Annotated in this window: 17 protein-coding genes and 3 pseudogenes; 14 read left to right on the forward strand and 6 right to left on the reverse strand. The window is 72.1% G+C overall.

Translation table 11 applies throughout. The features are described from left to right. The first annotated feature begins 82 nt into the window (after window positions 1-82). From ACFY1H_RS08980 to ACFY1H_RS08995, 4 genes and pseudogenes are all read left to right on the forward strand, one after another. Window positions 83-1,051 (forward strand): aldo/keto reductase, encoded by a 969-nt coding sequence (locus ACFY1H_RS08980; protein WP_386945604.1) that lies wholly within the window; start codon window positions 83-85, stop codon window positions 1,049-1,051. A 98-nt stretch (window positions 1,052-1,149) separates the two neighbouring features. Further along, on the forward strand, window positions 1,150-2,166 hold the full coding sequence (locus ACFY1H_RS08985; RefSeq protein WP_386945606.1) for a YncE family protein: 1,017 nt from the start codon (window positions 1,150-1,152) through the stop codon (window positions 2,164-2,166). Beyond that, complete coding sequence (locus ACFY1H_RS08990; RefSeq protein ID WP_285967049.1) at window positions 2,163-2,387, forward strand: DUF5703 family protein; 225 nt, start codon at window positions 2,163-2,165, stop codon at window positions 2,385-2,387. The genes ACFY1H_RS08985 and ACFY1H_RS08990 overlap by 4 nt, the downstream gene beginning before the upstream one ends. Before the next feature lie 129 nt (window positions 2,388-2,516). Further along, window positions 2,517-3,239, forward strand: a pseudogene (locus ACFY1H_RS08995) (SDR family NAD(P)-dependent oxidoreductase); the annotation flags it as partial. Between the two features lie 186 nt (window positions 3,240-3,425). Here ACFY1H_RS08995 and ACFY1H_RS09000 read toward each other — a convergent pair. From ACFY1H_RS09000 to ACFY1H_RS09020, 5 genes and pseudogenes are all read right to left on the reverse strand, one after another. Further along, the gene (locus tag ACFY1H_RS09000; RefSeq protein WP_366582094.1) at window positions 3,426-4,172 is read right to left on the reverse strand and encodes an SRPBCC domain-containing protein; all 747 of its coding nucleotides are present in this window, start codon (window positions 4,170-4,172) and stop codon (window positions 3,426-3,428) included. Between the two features lies 1 nt (window position 4,173). Continuing rightward, window positions 4,174-4,764 (reverse strand): helix-turn-helix domain-containing protein, encoded by a 591-nt coding sequence (locus tag ACFY1H_RS09005; RefSeq protein WP_366582093.1) that lies wholly within the window; start codon window positions 4,762-4,764, stop codon window positions 4,174-4,176. Between the two features lie 31 nt (window positions 4,765-4,795). Further along, a pseudogene (locus ACFY1H_RS09010) lies at window positions 4,796-5,690 on the reverse strand (alpha/beta fold hydrolase). Window positions 5,691-5,708: 18 nt separating this feature from the next. Beyond that, entirely contained in the window at window positions 5,709-7,031 is a 1,323-nt protein-coding gene (locus tag ACFY1H_RS09015) for a M20/M25/M40 family metallo-hydrolase (RefSeq protein ID WP_220240646.1), read from the reverse strand. 49 nt (window positions 7,032-7,080) lie between these two features. Further along, window positions 7,081-7,755, reverse strand: a complete 675-nt coding sequence (locus ACFY1H_RS09020; RefSeq protein ID WP_366582091.1) for a GntR family transcriptional regulator — start codon at window positions 7,753-7,755, stop codon at window positions 7,081-7,083. A gap of 134 nt (window positions 7,756-7,889) precedes the next feature. Here ACFY1H_RS09020 and ACFY1H_RS09025 point away from each other — a divergent pair, with 134 nt between their 5' ends. After that, complete coding sequence (locus ACFY1H_RS09025) at window positions 7,890-8,699, forward strand: carbon-nitrogen hydrolase family protein (protein ID WP_386945609.1); 810 nt, start codon at window positions 7,890-7,892, stop codon at window positions 8,697-8,699. An 11-nt stretch (window positions 8,700-8,710) separates the two neighbouring features. Here ACFY1H_RS09025 and ACFY1H_RS09030 read toward each other — a convergent pair whose 3' ends face one another. Beyond that, window positions 8,711-9,322 carry an enoyl-CoA hydratase-related protein gene (locus ACFY1H_RS09030; RefSeq protein ID WP_386945611.1) on the reverse strand — a complete coding sequence of 204 codons (612 nt, stop codon included), beginning with the start codon at window positions 9,320-9,322 and terminating at the stop codon, window positions 8,711-8,713. A gap of 205 nt (window positions 9,323-9,527) precedes the next feature. On the opposite strand from ACFY1H_RS09030, the gene ACFY1H_RS09035 reads away from it, so the two are divergent. From ACFY1H_RS09035 to ACFY1H_RS09075, 9 genes and pseudogenes are all read left to right on the forward strand, one after another. Further along, on the forward strand, window positions 9,528-10,388 hold the full coding sequence (locus ACFY1H_RS09035) for a TetR family transcriptional regulator C-terminal domain-containing protein (RefSeq protein WP_386945613.1): 861 nt from the start codon (window positions 9,528-9,530) through the stop codon (window positions 10,386-10,388). Then, complete coding sequence (locus ACFY1H_RS09040; RefSeq protein ID WP_386945615.1) at window positions 10,388-11,281, forward strand: 3-keto-5-aminohexanoate cleavage protein; 894 nt, start codon at window positions 10,388-10,390, stop codon at window positions 11,279-11,281. The genes ACFY1H_RS09035 and ACFY1H_RS09040 overlap by 1 nt, the downstream gene beginning before the upstream one ends. Further along, complete coding sequence (locus tag ACFY1H_RS09045) at window positions 11,274-12,218, forward strand: 3-hydroxyacyl-CoA dehydrogenase NAD-binding domain-containing protein (RefSeq protein WP_366582086.1); 945 nt, start codon at window positions 11,274-11,276, stop codon at window positions 12,216-12,218. Before ACFY1H_RS09040 ends, ACFY1H_RS09045 begins: the two co-directional genes overlap by 8 nt. Beyond that, window positions 12,211-12,645, forward strand: coding sequence for a thioesterase family protein (locus tag ACFY1H_RS09050; protein ID WP_366582085.1), 435 nt, complete (start codon window positions 12,211-12,213; stop codon window positions 12,643-12,645). The genes ACFY1H_RS09045 and ACFY1H_RS09050 overlap by 8 nt, the downstream gene beginning before the upstream one ends. Before the next feature lie 46 nt (window positions 12,646-12,691). Next, complete coding sequence (locus tag ACFY1H_RS09055) at window positions 12,692-14,287, forward strand: ABC transporter substrate-binding protein (RefSeq protein WP_386945617.1); 1,596 nt, start codon at window positions 12,692-12,694, stop codon at window positions 14,285-14,287. After that, window positions 14,284-15,240 carry an ABC transporter permease gene (locus ACFY1H_RS09060; RefSeq protein WP_220240637.1) on the forward strand — a complete coding sequence of 319 codons (957 nt, stop codon included), beginning with the start codon at window positions 14,284-14,286 and terminating at the stop codon, window positions 15,238-15,240. Before ACFY1H_RS09055 ends, ACFY1H_RS09060 begins: the two co-directional genes overlap by 4 nt. Beyond that, window positions 15,237-16,136, forward strand: a complete 900-nt coding sequence (locus tag ACFY1H_RS09065) for an ABC transporter permease (protein WP_386945619.1) — start codon at window positions 15,237-15,239, stop codon at window positions 16,134-16,136. Before ACFY1H_RS09060 ends, ACFY1H_RS09065 begins: the two co-directional genes overlap by 4 nt. A 5-nt stretch (window positions 16,137-16,141) precedes the next feature. Further along, window positions 16,142-17,716, forward strand: a pseudogene (locus ACFY1H_RS09070) (ABC transporter ATP-binding protein). Further along, window positions 17,713-18,813, forward strand: coding sequence for a serine hydrolase domain-containing protein (locus ACFY1H_RS09075; protein ID WP_386945621.1), 1,101 nt, complete (start codon window positions 17,713-17,715; stop codon window positions 18,811-18,813). The pseudogene ACFY1H_RS09070 and the gene ACFY1H_RS09075 overlap by 4 nt, the downstream one beginning before the upstream one ends. Window positions 18,814-18,905 lie beyond the last annotated feature (92 nt).

Here is an 18,905-nt window from a genome sequence, read left to right on the forward strand (position 1 = left end):
GGTGCACCGACGGGGTGGCCGGTCGCGACACGGCGTCACCTTGGTCAAGTACGGGCCGGGCCGACGGCTAGGCTCGGTGGTCGTGGAAAAGCGACAGCTCGGCCGGTCGGGACTGCGGGTCTCGCGCCTGGCGCTCGGCACGATGACGTGGGGCGGCGACACCGACGCCGAGGAGGCGGCCAGCCAGCTCGTCGCGTTCGTCGACGCCGGCGGCACCCTCGTGGACACCGCGGACATCTACGCCGAAGGCGAGGCCGAGCGCGTGCTCGGGAGCCTGCTGGGCGATCTCGTGCCCCGCGACGACGTGGTGGTCGCCACGAAGGCCGTCGCGCGGCGCACCGAAGGCCCCTTCGGCGGCGGGGCTTCCCGGGGCGCGCTGCTGAACGCGCTCGACGGCTCGCTGCGCCGGCTCGGCGCCGACCACCTCGATCTGTGGCAGCTGCACGCGTGGGACGCCGGGGTGCCGATCGAGGAGACCCTCTCGGCCCTGGAGTACGCCGTGACCAGCGGAAAGGTCCGCTACGTCGGCGTCTCCAACTACGCGGGCTGGCAGCTGGCCACGGCCGCCTCGCGCGCGAGCGCGGTCGCGCCGATCGTGTCCTGCCAGTACGAGTACTCGCTGCTGGAGCGCGGGGTCGACCGCGAAGCCGCGCCCGCCGCGCTGCACCACGGCATCGGGCTGCTGCCCTGGGCGCCGCTGGGCCGCGGCGTGCTGACCGGCAAGTACCGCACCGGCACGCCCGCGGACTCGCGCGGCGCGTCCAGCGAGTTCGCCGGGTACGTGGAACACCACCGCACGGACCGCGCGGCGCGGATCGTGCAGGCCGTGGCCACCGCCGCCGACGGGCTCGGCACCTCGCCGCTGGTCGTCGCGCTGGCCTGGGTGCGCGACCGGCCGGGGGTGGTGGCGCCGGTCGTCGGCGCCCGCGACACCGGCCAGCTGACCGGTTCGCTGGCGGCGGAGGAGCTCACGCTCCCGCCCGCGATCCGCAGCGCGCTCGACGACGTGAGCTGCGTCGACGTGGGCTACCCCGAGCGGGGACCGAAATGAGGCGCAGGTGTCTGTTGGATGACGCACACGTGACGGCACGGGAATCGTGGGGGATGCTGGTGAGGACACCTCGCCGAGGAACTGCAGGAGGCTTCAAGGTGCGTCGGCTCACCGCCGCGTCGCGGATCGCGATTCCGCTCGTCGGTGCCCTCGCGCTCTCGGCATGCTCGGCTTCGGGCCAGGACAACTCCGACTCGCTGCAGGTGGTCGCGAACCCCGTGGCCGCGAAGCCGGCGGTCTCCCCGGCCGTGACGACCAAGCCCGCGGGTCAGGTACTGGCGACGCCCGCCGTGTCGGCGATGGCGACCGATGAGAAGACCCGCACGCTCGTGGTCGCGGTCACGCAGCCGCCGTCGGTGCTCGTCTACGACCTCGACTCGCTGAGCACCCCCCGGGTCACCGTGCCCCTGCCCGGACCGGCCGAATCGCTGACGACGTCCGACGGCCAGGCGATCGCGAGCATCCCGACCAAGGGTGAGCTCGCGAAGATCACACTGCCCGGTGGCGGACTGACCACGCAGCCGGTGGCGGGCCAGCCCACCGCCGGGGTGGCCGACGGGCCGGACACGATCGTGGCCGTCCGCGACCGCAAGGCCGTGGAGGTCCTGGCCGGCGGCGCGGTCACCAAGACCATCACCGGCCAGCTCTACAGCGCCGACGACGTCGTGGACACCGGGCAGGGTGTGGTGGTGCTCGACCGCCTGCGCACCGCCGTGTTCAGCGTCGACGTGAACGCCGGGACGATGGGCGAAGGCCTGCGCGCCGGCGACGGCGCGGCTAACGCCACCAGCGACTCGTACGGGCGCGTGCTGGTCACCGACGCCCGAGCGGGCGCGCTGCTCGCGTTCTCCGTCGGCCCGCTGATCCTGCGGCAGCGCTACCCGGTGCCCGGCGGGATCTACGGCATCGCCTACGACCACCAGCGCAACCTGGCCTGGGTCACCCTGACCGGGCAGAACCAAGTGGTGGGCTTCGACGTCCGCGGCGGCGAGCCCACCGAGAAGTACCGATTCCCGACCGTGCGCCAGCCGAACTCGGTGAGCGTCGACGACCGGAGCGGCCGAGTGCTCGTCGGCTCGGCCGCAGGAGAAGGGACCCAGGTGATCCAGCCATGACGACGGTCGACGAGGCGGTGGTCGAAGGGGATTGGGAGTACCGCCGCCTGCGCCTGCCCCCGGGTGTGTCCCGGCGCGCGGCGGCGATCCAGCTCTCGATCCACGCCGAGTTCGCCGGCTGGGAGCTGCGCACGGTGCGGCTCTACGCCGACGGCACCCGGCGGGTCTGGTTGCGGCGCAAGCGCACGGCCGCCGACCGCCTGCCCGGGCTCGCCACGTAACACCAATAAGTCCAGACCAAGATTTTCGCGCGCCTTTTCACCCTGATCCGGCCCGTTAGCGTACGCAGTGGATCTTCGCGTACGACCAGGTCTTCGGCCGGCGGCCGAATCATGCCAAAGAGGGTGAACATGAACAGGCTGGACGGAAAAATCGCCGTGGTCACCGGCGCCACCAGCGGCATCGGGGCCGCCATCGCCCACCGGTTCGTCGCCGAGGGCGCTCAGGTCGTCCTTTCCGGGCGGCGCGCGAAAAACGGTCTCGCGATCGCGGAACGGCTGGGCCCAGCGGCCAGTTTTCACCGGGCCGACGTGTCGGTGGACACCGAGGTCGAGGACCTGGTCCGCTCGACCTCGGACCGGTTCGGCCGCATCGACGTGCTGGTGAACAACGCGGGGGCACCCGCCACCATCAGCTCGGTCACCGACGTCGACCTGGCCGATTTCCGGCGGGCGTTCGACGTGAACGTCTGCGGTCCGCTGCTCGGCATCAAATACGCCGCCGGGTACATGTGCGCGCAGGGCGCGGGCAGCATCATCAACATCGGCAGCATCGCGGGAACGCGGGTCGCCAATTCGGGCCTGGACTACTCCGTGTCCAAGGCCGGCCTCCACCACTTGAGCCAATGGGCGGCCGCCGAGCTGGGCCAGCACGGAGTCCGCGTGAACACCATCAGCGTCAGCGGGGTCACGACCGGGATTTTTGCCAAGGTCGCCGGGTACGGCGACGAAGAAGCCGAGACCCCCGAGGTGCTGGCCGCGGTGGGCGAAAAGATCACTCCCCTGGTCAAGGAGGTCAGCCCGACGCCGCGCGCGGGAACGACGGACGACGTCGCCGCCGCCGCGGTCTATCTGGCGAGCGACGAATCGGGCTACGTGATCGGGCACAACCTGCAGGTCGACGGAGGGCACTCCCTGGGCCAGCCCTACTCGGTGCTGCTGGCACAGCGGGCCAGGATCGCTTCGGCGCTCAAGCCCGGCGCCCGGTGGCCCCGCGAGCCGGCTGACCGGGGCGCCGGCAGCGCGAGCCCGGTGTCCGGGTCAGGCGGCGAGCCGCCCGAGCCACTCCTGCCAGCTCTGCTCGTCGCCCGCCTCGGCGGAGAACACGTGGTGGCAGGCGATGAGCGGGCCGTGGAAGCCCTGCAGGAAGCAGTAGAGCGCGTCGGCTGTGCGCACGCCCACCGTCTGCGGGTTCACGGCGTAGACGACGCCTTCGACGGCCCGGCCCGCCAAATCGATGCGCACGCGGTCGCCCTCCTCGGGCCGGCCCGCCAGTCCCAGCCGGTTCCCGAGCGCCGCCCACAGCCGGTCCCAGTCGGACACCGGCGGGCCGAACACCGTGACCGGGGTGGCCGTGCGGCCGGCGAAGTACGTGACGTACTCGGCGAGGTTGCGGAAGAACAGCGCGCCGCCCGCGGCCATCGCCTCGAACTCGTCCTCCCAGTCGTCGCCGGGCAGGAAGCCGCTGGTGACGCAGCGGACGACCGAGCTGCCGCCGTCGCGGCCCTCGATCAGGAACTCATAAGCGATCCGCCGCCCGTCGGGCTCGGTCTGGGTGCCGTAGACGAGCCGTTCCAGCGGGTCCCACGCGGTGATCGCCATCTCCGGCTCGTAGCCCGCGAACGAGCCGCGCACGACGCCGCCGAGGCCGCCTTCGACCTCGTTGCGGCCCATGTACCACGAGTCGATGCCCGGCCCGGTCGCGATCGCCGCCCAGATCTGCTCCGGGGTCGCGGCCACCTCGGCCGCCCCGGGCAGCTCGAACTCTTTCCCGCTGAACTCCGCCACTTCAGGCCTCCTCGTCCGGCACGCTCGGGTGCACGGCCACGATCACGCGGTGCGCGCGACCGTTCTCCGCTCCCTCGTCGTGGTACTTCCCCACCAGGCTCGTCACGGCCACCGCGAGCTCCTCGGCGAACGCGGCCCGGTCCGCCGCCGAGGCGAACCGCACCTCGCCGTCGAGCGCGAACGTCGCGACGCGCTTGCGCGCCTTGGCGGCACCCGTGATCAGGATCCCGACGTCGCGCACCAGCCGGCCCGCCACGGCGAGCAGCCAGCGCGCCGACAGCCGGTCGGGCGATTGCGCCGGGTCCGGCTGCACCGCCGCCAGCGCCGACGGCGAGATCACGTAGGACGCCGCGGTCGCGCGCATCATGCGCTCGGTGACGTTGCCCTTGCGCCGCTCCTCCACCAGCTCCACGAGCCCGTGCTTCTCCAGCGCGCGCAGGTGGTAGTTGACCTTCTGGCGGGGCAGGTCGACGCGGGCCGCGAGCATGGTCGCCGACGCCGGCTCCACCAGCTCGGCCAGCAGCCGGGCGCGGACCGGGTCGAGCGACACCTCGGCCGCGGCCGCGTCCTCGATCACCGCAACGGGAAACATGCGCCCATCGTGCTGCCGAAAAACGAAGTTGTCAAGAACCACGATGTTGTCGGTACGCCTCGCGTACCTGAGCCACGATCCGGGGCACGACCTGGGCGGCGGCTTCCAGCGGCACGACGTGGCCGACGCCCGGCAGCACCACAGCCGTGCCGTGTTCGAGGCCCCGGACGAGGTGCTCGACGTCTGTGGCCGCCACGATCCGGTCCCGCTCCCCCACGATCGCCGTGACCGGCAGGGCACCCACTCGCGCGAGCGCCGCTTCGCGCGCGTACGCGTCGAGCGCGGGACGGAACACCGCGACGGTGTGCGGCCAGTTGCGCCGGATCATCGTCACGGTCAGCTCCACCAGGTCCGGATCCGGGTCGTCACCGAAGAGCCACCAGCGCAGGCCGGCGCTGACCGCGCGGCTCGTGTGCTCGCGCACCAGCCCGAAGAACTTGGCGCCCAGCACCAGTTCCAGGTCCTGCGCCAGCATCCCGAGCGCGCCCGGCCACGCCGCCGAAGCCTCCGTGGCGAGCCGCCCGGACGACGTCGCGAGCAGCACCAGCCCGGCCACGCGCGCGGCGAACAGCTCCGGATGGCGTTGCGTGAGCGACATGATCGCGAGCCCGCCCATGTCGTGGCCCACCAGCACCACACGGCCCTCGGGCACGGCGCGTGCCAGCACTTCGGCGAGGTCGTCGCCCAGCTGCGCCATGGTCGCCGTGCCGCGGCCGGCGCGGCCGGACTTGCCGTGGCCGCGGTGGTCGTAGCCGACGACCGACAGCGGCTCGTCCACCGCCTCCGGCAGCAGCGGCGCGATCCGGCCCCAGCTGCGGCGGTCGAGCGCGTAGCCGTGCAGGAGCACCACGGTCACGCCGGGCCGACGGGTCACCCCAGCGCACGAGGTGCAGAGGTGTCCCGTCGGCGAGCGTGAACGCGGGCAACGCGGTCGTTTCCGGCGCTCAGGACGAACGCACGAACCGGTCCAGCACGCGCGTGCCGAACTTGAGCGCGTCCACCGGCACGCGCTCGTCCACGCCGTGGAAGAGCGCGGAGAAGTCGAGGTCGGCCGGCAGCTTCAGCGGCGCGAAGCCGAAGTTGCGGATCCCGAGCTGCTGGAACGACTTCGCGTCGGTGCCGCCGGAAAGCATGTACGGCAGCGTGCGCGCGCCCGGGTCCTCGGCGAGCACCGCGGCGGTCATCGCGTCGACGAGCGCGCCGTCGAACGTGGTCTCGACCGGCGGGAGCTCCATCCACTCCTTCTCGATGTCCGGGCCGAGCAGCTCGTCGAGCTCGCGGTCGAACGCCTCGATGCGCCCGGGCAGGATGCGGCAGTCGACCGCGGCCTCGGCGACCGACGGGATCACGTTCGACTTGTAGCCGGCGGTGAGCATCGTCGGGTTCGCGGTGTCGCGCAGGGTGGCGCCGATCATGCGGGAGATGTTGCCCAGCTTGGCGACCGAGCCCTCGAGGTCGTCCTCGGGGAAGTCCCAGCCGGTGATCTCGGTGACGCCGGCGAGGAACTCGCGCACGGAGTCGGTGAGCACGAGCGGGAACTGGTGGCTGCCGAGCTTCGCGACGGCCTCGGCGAGCTTGGTGACCGCGTTGTCGCGGTGGATCATCGAGCCGTGGCCCGCCGTGCCGCGCACGCGCAGCTTCATCCAGCGGATGCCCTTCTCGGCCGTCTCGATCACGTACGCGCGCACGTCGTCTTTCAGCGTGATCGAGAACCCGCCGACCTCGCTGATCGCCTCGGTGACGCCTTCGAACAGCTCGGGCCGGTTCTCCACCAGCCACTGCGCGCCGTACTTGCCGCCGGCCTCCTCGTCGGCGAGGAACGCGAAGACGATGTCGCGCGGGGGCACGATGCCGTGGATCTTGTAGTGGCGGGCCAGGGCCAGCGTCATGCCGACCATGCCCTTCATGTCCACCGCGCCGCGGCCCCAGACGTAGCCGTCCTGCACGGCGCCGGAGAACGGGTGCACCGACCACTCGGCCGGGTCGGCGGGCACGACGTCGAGGTGCCCGTGGATCAGCAGGGCCCCGCGCGACGGATCGGCCCCGGCCAGCCGGACGATGACGTTGTGGCGGTCTTCGCCACCGGACTCGACGTAGGTGATCTCGTAGCCGGCGTCGGTGAGCTGCTCCGCGACGTACTCGGCGGCGGCACGTTCGCCGATCAGGGTGTCGGGGTCTCCGGTGTTGGTGGTGTCGATGCGGATGAGGTCGCTGGTGAGCGTGACGGCCTCGTCAGCGGCGGCGTCGATCGAGTTCGGTTCGGTCACTCGACCTTCCTATCATTCGCACCCGCGGGGCCGCGCCGCTCACGCCCGTTCAGGTGCGGTCAAGAGCCGAGACCACCTCGGAAACCGGCCGCAGGTGCTGGTTCAGGATCCGCAGCGCCGTTTCCGCGTCCCCCGCGTCGAGCGCGGCCACGAGCTGCCGGTGCTCCTCGTCGATGATCGACAGCCGCTCCGGCCGCGCTTCCAGCGCCCGCACGGCCACGCGCTGCTGGCGCGAGCGGAGTGTGTCGTACAGCTCGGTGAGCACGGTGTTGCCGGCGGCGTTCACGATCGCCCGGTGGAACCGGCGGTCGAGCCCGGACACGGCGAACCAGTCACGTTCCGCGCCCGCGCGGCCCATGTCCTCGATCAGGCCGGCCATCTCGGCGGGGGCACCCGCGCCCGCGGCGCAGACCTCGGTGATCGCGTGGCCCTCGATGAGCCGCCGGCTCTGGTAGACCTCTTCCAGCTCCCGCGCGGTCACCGTGCGGACCTGCGCGCCCTTGCGCGGCAGCAGGCTGATGAACCGCTCGGCCTCGAGCCGGTGGAACGCTTCGCGCACCGGCGTCCGCGACACGCCGACCACCCCGGAGACCCACAGCTCGTCGAGGAACCGCCCGCCTTCCAGCTCGCCCGAGATGATCCCGTCGCGCAGCCAGGCGTACACCCGATCCCGAGCCGGTCCGCCGCCCTCGACCGGCACCGGTCCCGGTGCGGTGGTGGTCATGCCTCTCCCCTCGTCGCGCGCCTGCGTCGGCGCGCTGGCGAGCCTACACCGCTGGACCGGGGCCTCATCCGTCATGTATGCACGGAGTACACAGACCGGTGACGGTTCTCGTCGCTCCTGAAAGGACACTCGGCATGGTGCAGGTCGCCGTCGCGCAGTTCGCTCCCACCGACGACAAAGCGGGCAACCTGGCGGTGCTCACGCGGCTCGCCGGTGAGGCGGCGGAGCGCGGAGCCGAGGTCGTGGTGCTGCCCGAGTACTCGATGTTCACGGTACCGGCGATGGACGAGCGGTTCGTCGCCTCGGCCGAGAGCCTCGACGGCGCGTTCGTGACCGGGCTGCGCGAGGTCGCGGCCCGCCGCGGGATCACCGTCGTCGCCGGGATGAACGAAGCCTTGCCCGAAGGCGGGCGGATCTTCAACACGCTCGTGGTGGCCGGCCCCGACGGCGAGCTCGCCGCGGTGTACCGCAAGCTGCACCTCTACGACGCGTTCGGCTTCCGCGAGTCCGATTTCGTCCGCGCCGGGGAGATCACGGAGCCGGCCACGTTCAAGGCCGCGGGCCTGACGTTCGGCCTCCAGACGTGTTACGACCTGCGCTTCCCCGAAGTGACCCGGCGGCTCGCGGACGCGGGCGCGCAGGTCGTGGCGCTGCCGGCGGAGTGGGTGCCGGGGCCGCTGAAGGAGTACCACTGGACGACGCTGGTGAAGGCGCGGGCGATCGAGAACACCGTCTACGTCGCCGCGGCAGGGCAGATCGCGCCGATGGGGTCGGGTTCGAGCCTCGTCGTCGATCCGATGGGCGTGGTGGCCGCGTCGCTCGGCGAAGCGCCGGGCGTGGCCGTCGCGGAGGTCTCGGCCGACCGCGTGGAGCAGGTCCGGACCACGAACCCGGCCTTGGCGTTGCGACGGTTCACGGTGGCGCCGCGGGACAGCGCCTCCTGATCCGCGAGCCGCTACTCGTCGTCCGCGCGGTGCGCGCCGAGGCCGATCTCCTTCACGGCCGCGGCCGCGCCGGGCGTGCCCGCCAGCGACCGCGCAAGCTCCAGCGCGACGCCGAGCTCGGTGCCCGCCGACACGACCCGGTGGACCACACCCCACTTCGCCGCCGCGGCGGCCGTGAGTTTCCCGCCACCGCGGCGAAGTTCGGCAACGGCCTCTTCGGACAGTCGCGCCGGCAGCGCCGTGCCGAGCGGGCCGGCCACCACGAACTCGGCGTGCGGGGCCGCCACGATGAGATCCGTCATCAGCGCCAGCTCGAAGCCGCCGCCGCGGGCGAGGCCGTTCACCGCGGCGATCATCGGCTTGCCGATGCGGAAGAAGTCCGCGACGCCGGCCAGCCCGCCGGCTCCCGGCGCGAGGTCCCAGCCCGCCGAGAAGTACTCGCTGCCCGCGCCCGTGACCACGCCGGCGTGCACCGCGGGGTCGTCACGCAGCCGCGCCCAGGCGGCGTAGAGCTCGAAGCTGACGCGGGAGTCGATGGCGTTCCCGCCGGGCCGGTCGATCGTCGCCACGAGCACGCCGTCGACTACCTCGGTGCGGACAGCACCCGGGGGCGCGGTGGTCATGGTTTTCCCGGTGGTGCGGAGGGATTCGGTCGAGCGTTCCGGACGTTAGCCGCACCGCCGCCGGCGGTCAAACCGGGGCCTCGACTGACCCAGCAGTCAAGCCAGGATCGCAAATCCGGTCCACCGCAACGAAACCCGGCAAACGTTACGCCACAGGTGGCGTGAGTATTGCGATAATCGCAACGCGGGGTTACGGTCTTCCGGCATGGACGAGTCGGAGGAGCTGCGGACCAGGGTCCGGGAGCTGATCCGGTCCATGCCGGGAGCCCAGCGGGAGTTCGCCGCAGCCATCGGGCTCGACGAGACGAAGTTGTCCAAGGCGCTCACCGGCACCCGCCGGTTCTCGCCGCACGAGCTCGTCCGGGTCGCCGAGTACTGCGGCGTCACGGTCAACTGGCTGCTCAACGGCAGCGACGACGCGAAAACCGTGACGGCGGTCCCCGCGCTCGCCGCGCGCCCGGAGAGCGATCCCGAGCACCACACGCAGTCCGAGCCGCGGCGGCGGATCCTCGAGACGGCGTGGCTGCTCATCGCCGAACGCGGGTACCACCGGGTACGCATCGCCGACATCGCGAAAGCGTGCGGCACGAGCACCGCCACCATCCACTACCACTTCCCCAGCAAGGCGGAAGTGCTCAACGAAGCGTTGCGGCGCAACGTGAAGCTCGCCTTCGATCGCCAGGTCGCCGAGCTGCACGCGGTCGCCGATGCCCACGACCGGCTGCTCAAGCTGGTCGAACTGCAACTCCCGGCCGACGGCGTGCTGCGCGCCGAGTGGTCGGTCTGGCTTCAGGTGTGGAACGAGGTGTCCCTCGCCCCGGAGCTGCGGTCGCTCTACACCGATTCCTACGACCGCTGGTACCGGACGATCCTCATGACCATCCGCACCGGCCAGGAGCAGCACGCGTTCCGCGTGGCCGATCCCGAGGCCGCCACCGAGCAGCTCACGGCGCTGATCGACGGTCTCGGCATCCAGGTGCTGACCCGCAAGCCCGGCAGCACCGTGGCCACCATGCGCGCGCACCTGCACGACTTCATCGAAAGGTCGATCGTCAAGGGAGCCTGATGAACCACGAGGTCATCGTCACCTGCGCCCTCACCGGCGCGGGCGACACCGTCGGCCGGAGCCCCCACGTGCCGGTCACGCCGGCGCAGATCGCCGCGAGCGCGATCGAAGCGGCGGAAGCCGGGGCGGCCGTCGTCCACATCCACGTCCGCGAGCCCGGGACCGGGGCCCCGTCGCGCGAGGTGGCGCTGTACCGCGAGGCCGTGCGGCTGATCCGGGAGTCCGGAGTGGACGTGGTCGTGAACCTGACCGCCGGGATGGGCGGCGACCTCGCGCTCGACGAGGAGGATCCGCTCAAGCCGGTCGACGGCACGGACCTGGTCGGCGCTCTCGCCCGCCTGCCGCACGTCGAGGAGCTGCTGCCCGACATCTGCACGCTCGACTGCGGTTCGCTCAACTTCGGCGAAGGCAACCAGCTCTACGTGTCCACTCCGGACATGCTGCGCACCGGCGCGAAACGCATCCAGGAGCTCGGGGTGAAGCCGGAGCTGGAGATCTTCGACACCGGGCACCTGTGGTTCGCCTCGAAGATGGTGGCGGAAGGGCTGATCGACGCGCCGCCGCTGTTCCAGCTGTGCATGGGCATCCCCTACGGCGCGCCCGCCGATCCGGGTCTGCTGCAGGCGATGGTGAAGCTGCTGCCCGAGGGCGCGCAGTGGGCGTCGTTCGCGATCGGGCGCGACCAGATGCCGTGGGTGGCGCAGTCGGTGCTGCTCGGCGGGCACGTGCGCGTCGGGCTCGAAGACAACCTCTACCTCGCCCGTGGGGTCAAGGCGACCAACGGGCAGCTGGTGGAGCGCGCGGTGCGGATCGTCGAAGACCTCGGCGCCACGATCGCGAGCCCCGGCCGGGCCCGCGAGATCCTCGGCCTCAAGGAGCGGGTCCGTGCCTGACGTATCCACTGTGGACACGGTCGCGTGCGTCGGCGCGGGCGTGATCGGCGGCGGCTGGGTGGCGCACTTCCTCGCCCGCGGTTACCGCGTCCGGGCCTGGGACCCCGCACCGGACGCCGCGGCGAAACTGGGACGGCTCGTCGACGCGGCGTGGCCCGCCCTCACTTCGCTCGGGCTGGCCGACGGCGCGAGCCGTGACGCGCTCACGGTCACCGCCACGCTCGCCCAAGCGGTCGAGGGCGCGGGGTTCGTGCAGGAAAGCGCTCCCGAGGACCTGCCGCTCAAGCAGAAGCTGCTGGCCGACATCGACGCCGCCACCCCCGCCGGTGTCGTGATCGCGTCGTCCACCTCGGGCTACGGCATGACCGAGATGCAGGTGGCGGCGAAGACGCCGGAGCGGCTCGTGGTCGGGCACCCGTTCAACCCGCCCTACCTCATCCCGCTGGTCGAGGTCGTGGGCGGCAAGCTCACCGCGCCGTGGGCCGTGGCGTGGGCGAGCGAGTTCTACCGGCACGTCGGCAAGACCGTGATCACGATGGATCGGGAGGTGCCCGGGTTCATCGCCAACCGCCTGCAGGAGGCGCTCTGGCGCGAGGCCCTGCACATGGTCGCGAACGGCGAGGCCACCGTGGAGCAGATCGACACCGCGATCACCGACGGGCCGGGCCTGCGCTGGCCGGTGCAGGGGCCGATGCTCACGTTCCACCTCGCGGGCGGTGAAGGGGGCATGGCGCACATGCTGGACCACTTCGGACCGTCGCTGAAGGCGCCCTGGACCCGCCTCGATGCGCCGGAGCTCACGACCGAGCTGCGCAACGCCGTGGTCGACGGCTGCGAGGACGAAGCCGCGCCGCGCACGATCGCCGACCTCGTGGCCGAGCGGGACCGGGCGATCATCGCCATCCAGCGCGCCGTCGGCGAGGCCCGCCGTGGGTGAAGCCCTGGTCCACCACGACCGCGTCCGTCCCGAGTGGATCGACTACAACGGACACCTCTCCGAGCCCTACTACGTGCTGGTGTTCGGAGACGCCACCACGGCGCTGATGGACGCCGTCGGCCTCGATCCCGCCTACCGCGAGTCCACCGGCGCTTCGCTGTACACCGTGGAGGCACACGTGCGGTACCTGCGTGAGGTCGGGCCGGACGCCGAGCTCACCGTGACGACCTCCGTGCTCGCCGTCGGGGCGAAGAAGGTGCGGCTGTGGCACGAACTGCACGTCGGCGGTGAGCTCGTGGCCACGGAGGAGCTGCTGTGCCTGCACGTCGCCGAGGGCAGAGCCTCGCCGTTCCCCGAAGCCGTCGCCGAGCGCCTCGGCGCCCACCTCGCGCCACTGCCCGACCACGCCGGGCGCGCCATCGCCTGACGCTCTCCCGAACCCCACCCGGCCCGCCTCCCACCGGAAGACACCCATGGAAGAACGATGTGAGCCGAACTCCCTCCCGCGCCGCCGGTTCCTCACGGCGGCGCTCGGCGGTGCCGCCCTGCTCGGCGCCGCTCCCCTGCTCGCCGCGTGCGGCGGCTCGGGCGTCGCGGCCGCCGCGCCGACCGGGCCACCGCGCCGCGGCGGCACCCTGCGCGTCGGCGTGACCGGCGGCGGCGCGTCCGACACGCTCGACCCGCACGTCCCGGTGGCGAACCCGGACATCGCCCGGGTGGTCAACCTCTACGAACCGTTGCTGCTGCGCGACCACGACTACAAGCTGCAGATGCTGGTCGCCGAATCGCTCACGTCGTCGCCGGACGCACGGACGTGGACCGCCGTGCTGCGCGACGGGGTGCGGTTCCACGACGGCCGACCGGTGACCCCCGCCGACGTCGTCGCGACGTTCAAGCGGATCACGGACCCGAAGGACCCCAAGAGCGGGGCTGCCAGCCTGACCATGCTCGGCCGGGTGGTGCCGACGGGCGAGCGGACCGTCGAGTTCCGTCTCACCGAGCCCGATTCCGGCTTCGACGACCTGCTCGGCCAATACTCCCTCGGCATCGTGCCTGCCGACTTCGACGTGAAGCGCCCGATCGGCACCGGCCCGTTCCGGCTGAAGGAGTTCACCGCGGGGCTGCAGAGCACGTTCGTGCGCAACGACCACTACTGGCGGCCCGGCCAGCCCTACCTCGACGAGCTCGTGCTGATCAACTTCGCCGAGGACGACGCCCGGATCAACGCGCTGCTCTCGTCCCAGGTGGACGCCATCGACCAGGTGCCGGTGGCGCTCATCGACGTGCTGCGCAGCGACCCGCGGATGCGCGTGCTGCGCTCGGCCACGGGCACGTGGCTGCCGTTCACGATGCGCGTGGACCGGCCGCCGTTCGACGACGTGCGCGTCCGCCAGGCGCTGCGGCTGGTCGTGGACCGCGACCAGATGATCAACCAGGTCCTCAGCGGCCAGGGCCGGCCCGGCAACGACCTCTACGCGCCGTTCGACCCGGCGTACGACTCGCAGCTGCCGCAACGCAAACAGGACATCCCGGCGGCGAAGCGGCTGCTGGCCGAAGCCGGGCACGAGAACCTCGACATCGAGCTCGTCACCGCGCCCATCCAGGCCGGCGCGGTCGAGGCGGCGCAGGTGTTCCAGCAGCAGGCCAAGGCGGCGGGCGTCACCGTGCGCATCCGGAAGGTCGACACCACCACGTTCTACGGCGAGAACTACCTGTCCTGGGACTTCGCGCAGGACTTCTGGTACACGCGCAACTACCTGCCCCAGGTCGCGAACGGTTCGCTGCCGAAGTCGCCGTACAACGAAACCCATTGGCAGGACCCGCAGTTCACCGACCTCGTCACGCGCGCGAGCGCCACTGTGGACACCGCGGCGCGCACGGAGCTGCTGCACCAGGCGCAGCGGATCGAGTACGAACGCGGCGGCCTCATCGTGTGGGGCTTCGTCGACCAGGTGGACGCCCACCAGGTCTACGTGGCGGGACTCGTGCCGGACCGGACGGGGATCTCGCTGTCCGGCTACCAGTTCCGCGAAGCGTGGCTCGGCACAGCACAGGGAGGTGCGGCATGACCCGGATGATCGTGAAACGGCTGCTCGTGAGCCTCGTGGTGCTCTGGCTGGTCACCTTGCTCGTCTTCGTGGCGACACTGCTGCTGCCGGGTGACCCGGCGCGCGCCATCCTCGGCCAGCAGGCGACACCGGAGCGGATCGCCGCGCTGCAGCACCAGCTGCACCTCGACGAGCCGGTCTGGCAGCGCTACCTCACCTGGCTCGGCGGGCTGTTCACCGGCGATCTCGGCACCTCGACGTCCACGCAGGGCCCGGTGACGACGTTGCTGGGCGACCGGATCGTGGCCTCGCTCGTGCTGCTCGTGCTCGCCGCGGTGATCGCGACGCCGCTCGGGCTCGCGCTGGGCACGTGGAGCTCGATGCGGCGCGGCCGGGCCGCGGACCAGACCGTGTCCGGCATCAGCCTGGTGATCGCCGCGCTGCCGGAGTTCGTGATCGGCGTGGCGCTGATCGTGCTGTTCGCGACCACGGTGTTCAAGGTCCTGCCCTCGGTCACGCTCACCGCGCCGGGTGAACCGGTGTGGCGGCAGCCGAGCCAGCTCGTGCTGCCGGTGGCGACGCTCGTGCTGGTGGTGACGCCGTACATCACGCGGATGATGCGGGCGACCATGAACGAGGTCCTCGACTCCGGCTACGTCGAGATGGCCCGGCTCAAGGGGGTGCGCGAGCGGACCGTGCTGCTGCGGCACGCCTTGCCGCACGCGGTGGGTCCCGTCGCGCAGGTCGTCGCGCTGCAGCTCGCGTGGCTGGCGGGCGGGGTCGTGGTGGTCGAATTCCTGTTCCGCTACCCCGGAATCGGGCAGTCGCTGATCGACGCGGTGAGCAAACGCGACGTCGCCGTGGTCCAGGCCGTGACGCTGATCATCGCCGCGGTGTACATCGTGGTGAACCTGCTCGCCGACGTGGTCGGCATCCTGGCGAACCCCAAGCTGCGGACGGAGGCGAGCCGATGACCGCCGTCGACGACGAGCTCGCGCCGGCCACCACGGCCGGCGAAGCACCTGCCAAGGCCCGCGGGCTCCTCCGCACGGCGTGGCGGTTTCCGCAGGCGAAGGCCGGCACGGTGCTGGCCGGGGTCGTGGTGCTGGTGGCGCTGCTCGGCCCGTGGCTCGGGCCGGTGCTCACCGGCCACACCACCACGGACTTCGCGGGCAAACCGTTCAAACCGGATGGGCTCGCGGGCACCGACGGTCTCGGCCGCGACGTGCTCACCCGTTTCCTCGCCGGCGGCACCACGCTGCTGCTCTACGCGGTGCTCGCCACCGTGCTCGGGATCGTGCTGGGCGCGTTGCTCGGCATGGTCGCCGGCTACGGCGGCGGGTGGCTCGACAGCCTTCTGATGCGCGGCAACGACGTGCTGCTGTCTTTCCCGCAGCTGGTGATCGCGTTGCTCGCGATCGCGGTGATCGGGCCGAAGGGCTGGCTCCTCGTGCTGGTGATCGGCCTGACCCACGCGCCGCGCACCGCCCGCGTCGCGCGCCAGGCCACGGTGGCGGTGCGCGGCGAGGACTACATCCGGGCCGCGGAGATGTACGGCGTGCCCCGCAGCCGGATCCTGCTGCGCGAGATCCTGCCCAACATCACCGGCCCGCTCATGGTGGAGCTCGGCCTGCGGCTGACCTACTCCATCGGCTACATCGCGTCGCTGTCGTTCCTCGGGCTCGGCATCCAGCCACCCACGGCCGACTGGGGCCTGATGATCAACGAGAACCGGATCGCGCTGGTCGTGCAGCCGTGGGGCGTGCTGCTCCCGGTGGTGGCGATCGCGCTGCTCGCCGTCGGCACGAACCTCGTGGCCGACTCGCTCGCCTCGGCCGCGGCCGGGCGCACCCGGGAGGAACGCTCGTGACCGCCGTGGACAGTCCCCAGCTCGCGCTGGAAGTGACCGGCCTGCGCGTGAAGACGGCCGCGGGCCGGCCGGTGCTGCACGACGTCTCCTACCGCATCGCGCCCGGCGAGGTGCTGGCGCTCGTCGGCGAGTCCGGGTCGGGCAAGACCACGGCGGGGCTGGCCGCGCTCGGCCACTTCCGCCGCGGCCTCGTCGAGGACGGTGGCGAGGTGACGCTGCACCCGCGCGCCGGCGAACCCGTCGACGTGCTCTCGCTCGCGACGCCGGAGCGGCGGAAACTGCGCGGCGCGACCGTTTCCTACGTGCCGCAGGACCCGGCTCTGTCGCTGAACCCGTCGTTGCGGATCGGGCTGCAGATCGCCGAGGTGCTCCAGACCCACGGCTACCCCGGCCCGGTCGAGGAGCGCGTGGCCGAGGTGCTCACGGAGGTGGGTCTGCCCGCCGATCCGGCCTACCGGCGGCGGTACCCGCACCAGCTCTCGGGCGGGCAGCAGCAGCGCGTGGGGATCGCGATGGCGTTCGCGTGCCGGCCGAGTGTCGTGGTGCTCGACGAGCCGACCACCGGGCTCGACGTGATGACGCAGGCGCTCGTGCTGGAGACCGTGCGGCGGCTGACGGCCGAGCACGGCGTGGCCGCGCTCTACATCACCCACGACCTGGCCGTGGTCGCGCAGCTCGCCGACCGCGTCTCGGTGATGTACCGGGGTCGCGTGGTGGAGACCGGGACGGCCGAGGACGTGCTGAAGCGACCAGAACACGCGTACACCCGCGAACTGCTGGGCGCCGTGCCCGATCTGGGCGCGGAACCGGGTGCCGCTCCCCCGCCGTCGGACGCGGTGCTGGCCGCGCGAGGCATCCGGGTCTCCTACGGGCGCCAGGAGGTGCTGCGCGGGGTGAATCTGGAGGTGACGCGCGGCGAGTGCGTGATGCTGCTGGGCGAGTCCGGGTCCGGCAAGACCACGCTGTCGCAGTGCGTCGCGGGTCTCACCCGTGGCTTCACCGGCACCGTCGCGCTCGACGGGACCCCGCTCGCGCCCGGCACGCGCCAGCGCAGCAACGACGAGCGGCGGCGGATCCAGTACGTGTTCCAGAGCCCGTTCTCCTCGCTCAACCCGCGCCGCACGATCGCGCAGTCGATCGAGGTGCCGCTGGTGCACCTGACCTAGCTGTCGCGCCCGCAGCGGCGCGAACGCGTGGCCGAGGTGCTGGACCGCGTGCGGCTGGGCCGGTCGCTCGCGAACCGCCTGCCCGACCAGCTCAGCGGCGGGGAGCGCCAGCGCGCGGCCATCGCGCGGGCGCTGGTCACGACGCCCGACGTGCTGGTGTGCGACGAGGTGACCTCCGCGCTGGACGTGTCGGTGCAGGCGACCATCGTGGAGCTGCTCGGCGAGCTGCGCCGTGAGCTGGGGATGGCTGTGCTGTTCGTGACGCACAACATCGCGCTCGCGCCCGAGGTGGCCGACCGGATCGCCGTTCTGCGCGGCGGGGAGATCGTGGAAGAGGGTACGGTCGAAGCCGTGCTGACCGCGCCCGCCCACTCCTACACCGGCGAACTGCTGGCCACCACGCCGCGCCTATGACCGGCCACGGCGAGGTGCGGCCGGGGTTCGAGGCGGTGCGCGAAGCGTTCGACGAGGTCGCCGCCGCGGCCTCGGGCGGCGTCGCGTTCAGCGTCTTCCGGCGGGGCCGTCTCGTGGTCGAGCTGTGTGCCGGATCGGCGGCGCCCGGTGTGCCGTGGACCCGGGACACGCGCGTGGTGCTCTTCAGCGGTACCAAGGGGATCGTGGCCACGCTCGTCGCGATGCTCACCGCCCGCGGCCAGCTCGGCCCGAGCGAACGGGTGGCGCGCTACTGGCCGGAGTTCGCGGCGGCGGGCAAGGCCGACGTGGCCGTGTCGCAGGTGCTCGCGCACACCGTCGGGCTGCCCTATGTGGACGCCGACGTGCCGATGACGGACAACACCGCCAACGCGGCCGCCCTCGCCGCACAGAGTCCTTTGTGGACACCTGGCTCCCGGGTCGCGTACCACGCCCTGACCTACGGTTACCTCGCCACGGAGCTGATCCGCCGCGTCACCGGCCAGCGCGTCGGCGAGCTGCTGCACGAGCTGCTCGCCGCTCCGCACGGGCTGGATCTGCGGCTCGGCACCCCGCCATCGATCCCGGTCGCGACGCTGCAACGCGCGCCCGGCTACCGGATCAGCACGTTCCTCCAGGATGACGAGCGCCGCCGCGTCGTCGAGCGCATGTACCGCGGCCTGCTGGACTCCACCGACACCATGAACTCGCCCGGGTACCGCGGCGCCGAGCTCGCGGCCGGCAGCGGCGTCGGCACGGCCACGAGCATGGCGCGGCTCTACGACCTGCTGCTGGCGGGTTCGCTCGTCCCGTCGGCCGTGCTGACGCAGGCGACCCGCACGTGGAGCGAGGGCGTCGACGCGATCAACGATCGGCCGCTGCGTTTCGGTCTCGGCTTCGAGCTGGCCGACCCGATCGGCACCTACGGCCCGGACGGCGCCGACCCGGGCGCCTTCGGCCACTCGGGCGCGGGCGGCGGCCGGCACGGCGCGTGGCCCAACCGCGGTGTCTCGTTCTCCTTCACCACCAACGAACTGCAGGCCGAGGACGTGGACACGCGCGCCGCGAGGTTGCTGGCGGCACTGCACGAGGCCGCCTGACCGGGGTCTTTCTCTAGCGGTCCACCGAGAGTTTTGCTGATACGGCGCGGTGGACCCCTCGTCGTCCCCGGGTGAGACTCGGCTCGTCGAAG

The organism is Amycolatopsis sp. NPDC001319 (assembly GCF_042896185.1).
GTDB lineage: Bacteria > Actinomycetota > Actinomycetes > Mycobacteriales > Pseudonocardiaceae > Amycolatopsis.

Excerpts from the sequence above, each read along its gene's own strand:
- ACFY1H_RS08990 (WP_285967049.1), top strand. The coding sequence starts at position 2,163 with ATGACGACGGTCGACGAGGCGGTGGTCGAAGGGGATTGGGAGTACCGC.
- ACFY1H_RS09005 (WP_366582093.1), bottom strand. The coding sequence starts at position 4,764 with ATGTTTCCCGTTGCGGTGATCGAGGACGCGGCCGCGGCCGAGGTGTCG.
- ACFY1H_RS09020 (WP_366582091.1), bottom strand. The coding sequence starts at position 7,755 with ATGACCACCACCGCACCGGGACCGGTGCCGGTCGAGGGCGGCGGACCG.
- ACFY1H_RS09025 (WP_386945609.1), top strand. The coding sequence starts at position 7,890 with ATGGTGCAGGTCGCCGTCGCGCAGTTCGCTCCCACCGACGACAAAGCG.
- ACFY1H_RS09030 (WP_386945611.1), bottom strand. The coding sequence starts at position 9,322 with ATGACCACCGCGCCCCCGGGTGCTGTCCGCACCGAGGTAGTCGACGGC.
- ACFY1H_RS09035 (WP_386945613.1), top strand. The coding sequence starts at position 9,528 with ATGGACGAGTCGGAGGAGCTGCGGACCAGGGTCCGGGAGCTGATCCGG.
- ACFY1H_RS09040 (WP_386945615.1), top strand. The coding sequence starts at position 10,388 with ATGAACCACGAGGTCATCGTCACCTGCGCCCTCACCGGCGCGGGCGAC.
- ACFY1H_RS09055 (WP_386945617.1), top strand. The coding sequence starts at position 12,692 with ATGGAAGAACGATGTGAGCCGAACTCCCTCCCGCGCCGCCGGTTCCTC.
- ACFY1H_RS09060 (WP_220240637.1), top strand. The coding sequence starts at position 14,284 with ATGACCCGGATGATCGTGAAACGGCTGCTCGTGAGCCTCGTGGTGCTC.
- ACFY1H_RS09065 (WP_386945619.1), top strand. The coding sequence starts at position 15,237 with ATGACCGCCGTCGACGACGAGCTCGCGCCGGCCACCACGGCCGGCGAA.
- ACFY1H_RS09075 (WP_386945621.1), top strand. The coding sequence starts at position 17,713 with ATGACCGGCCACGGCGAGGTGCGGCCGGGGTTCGAGGCGGTGCGCGAA.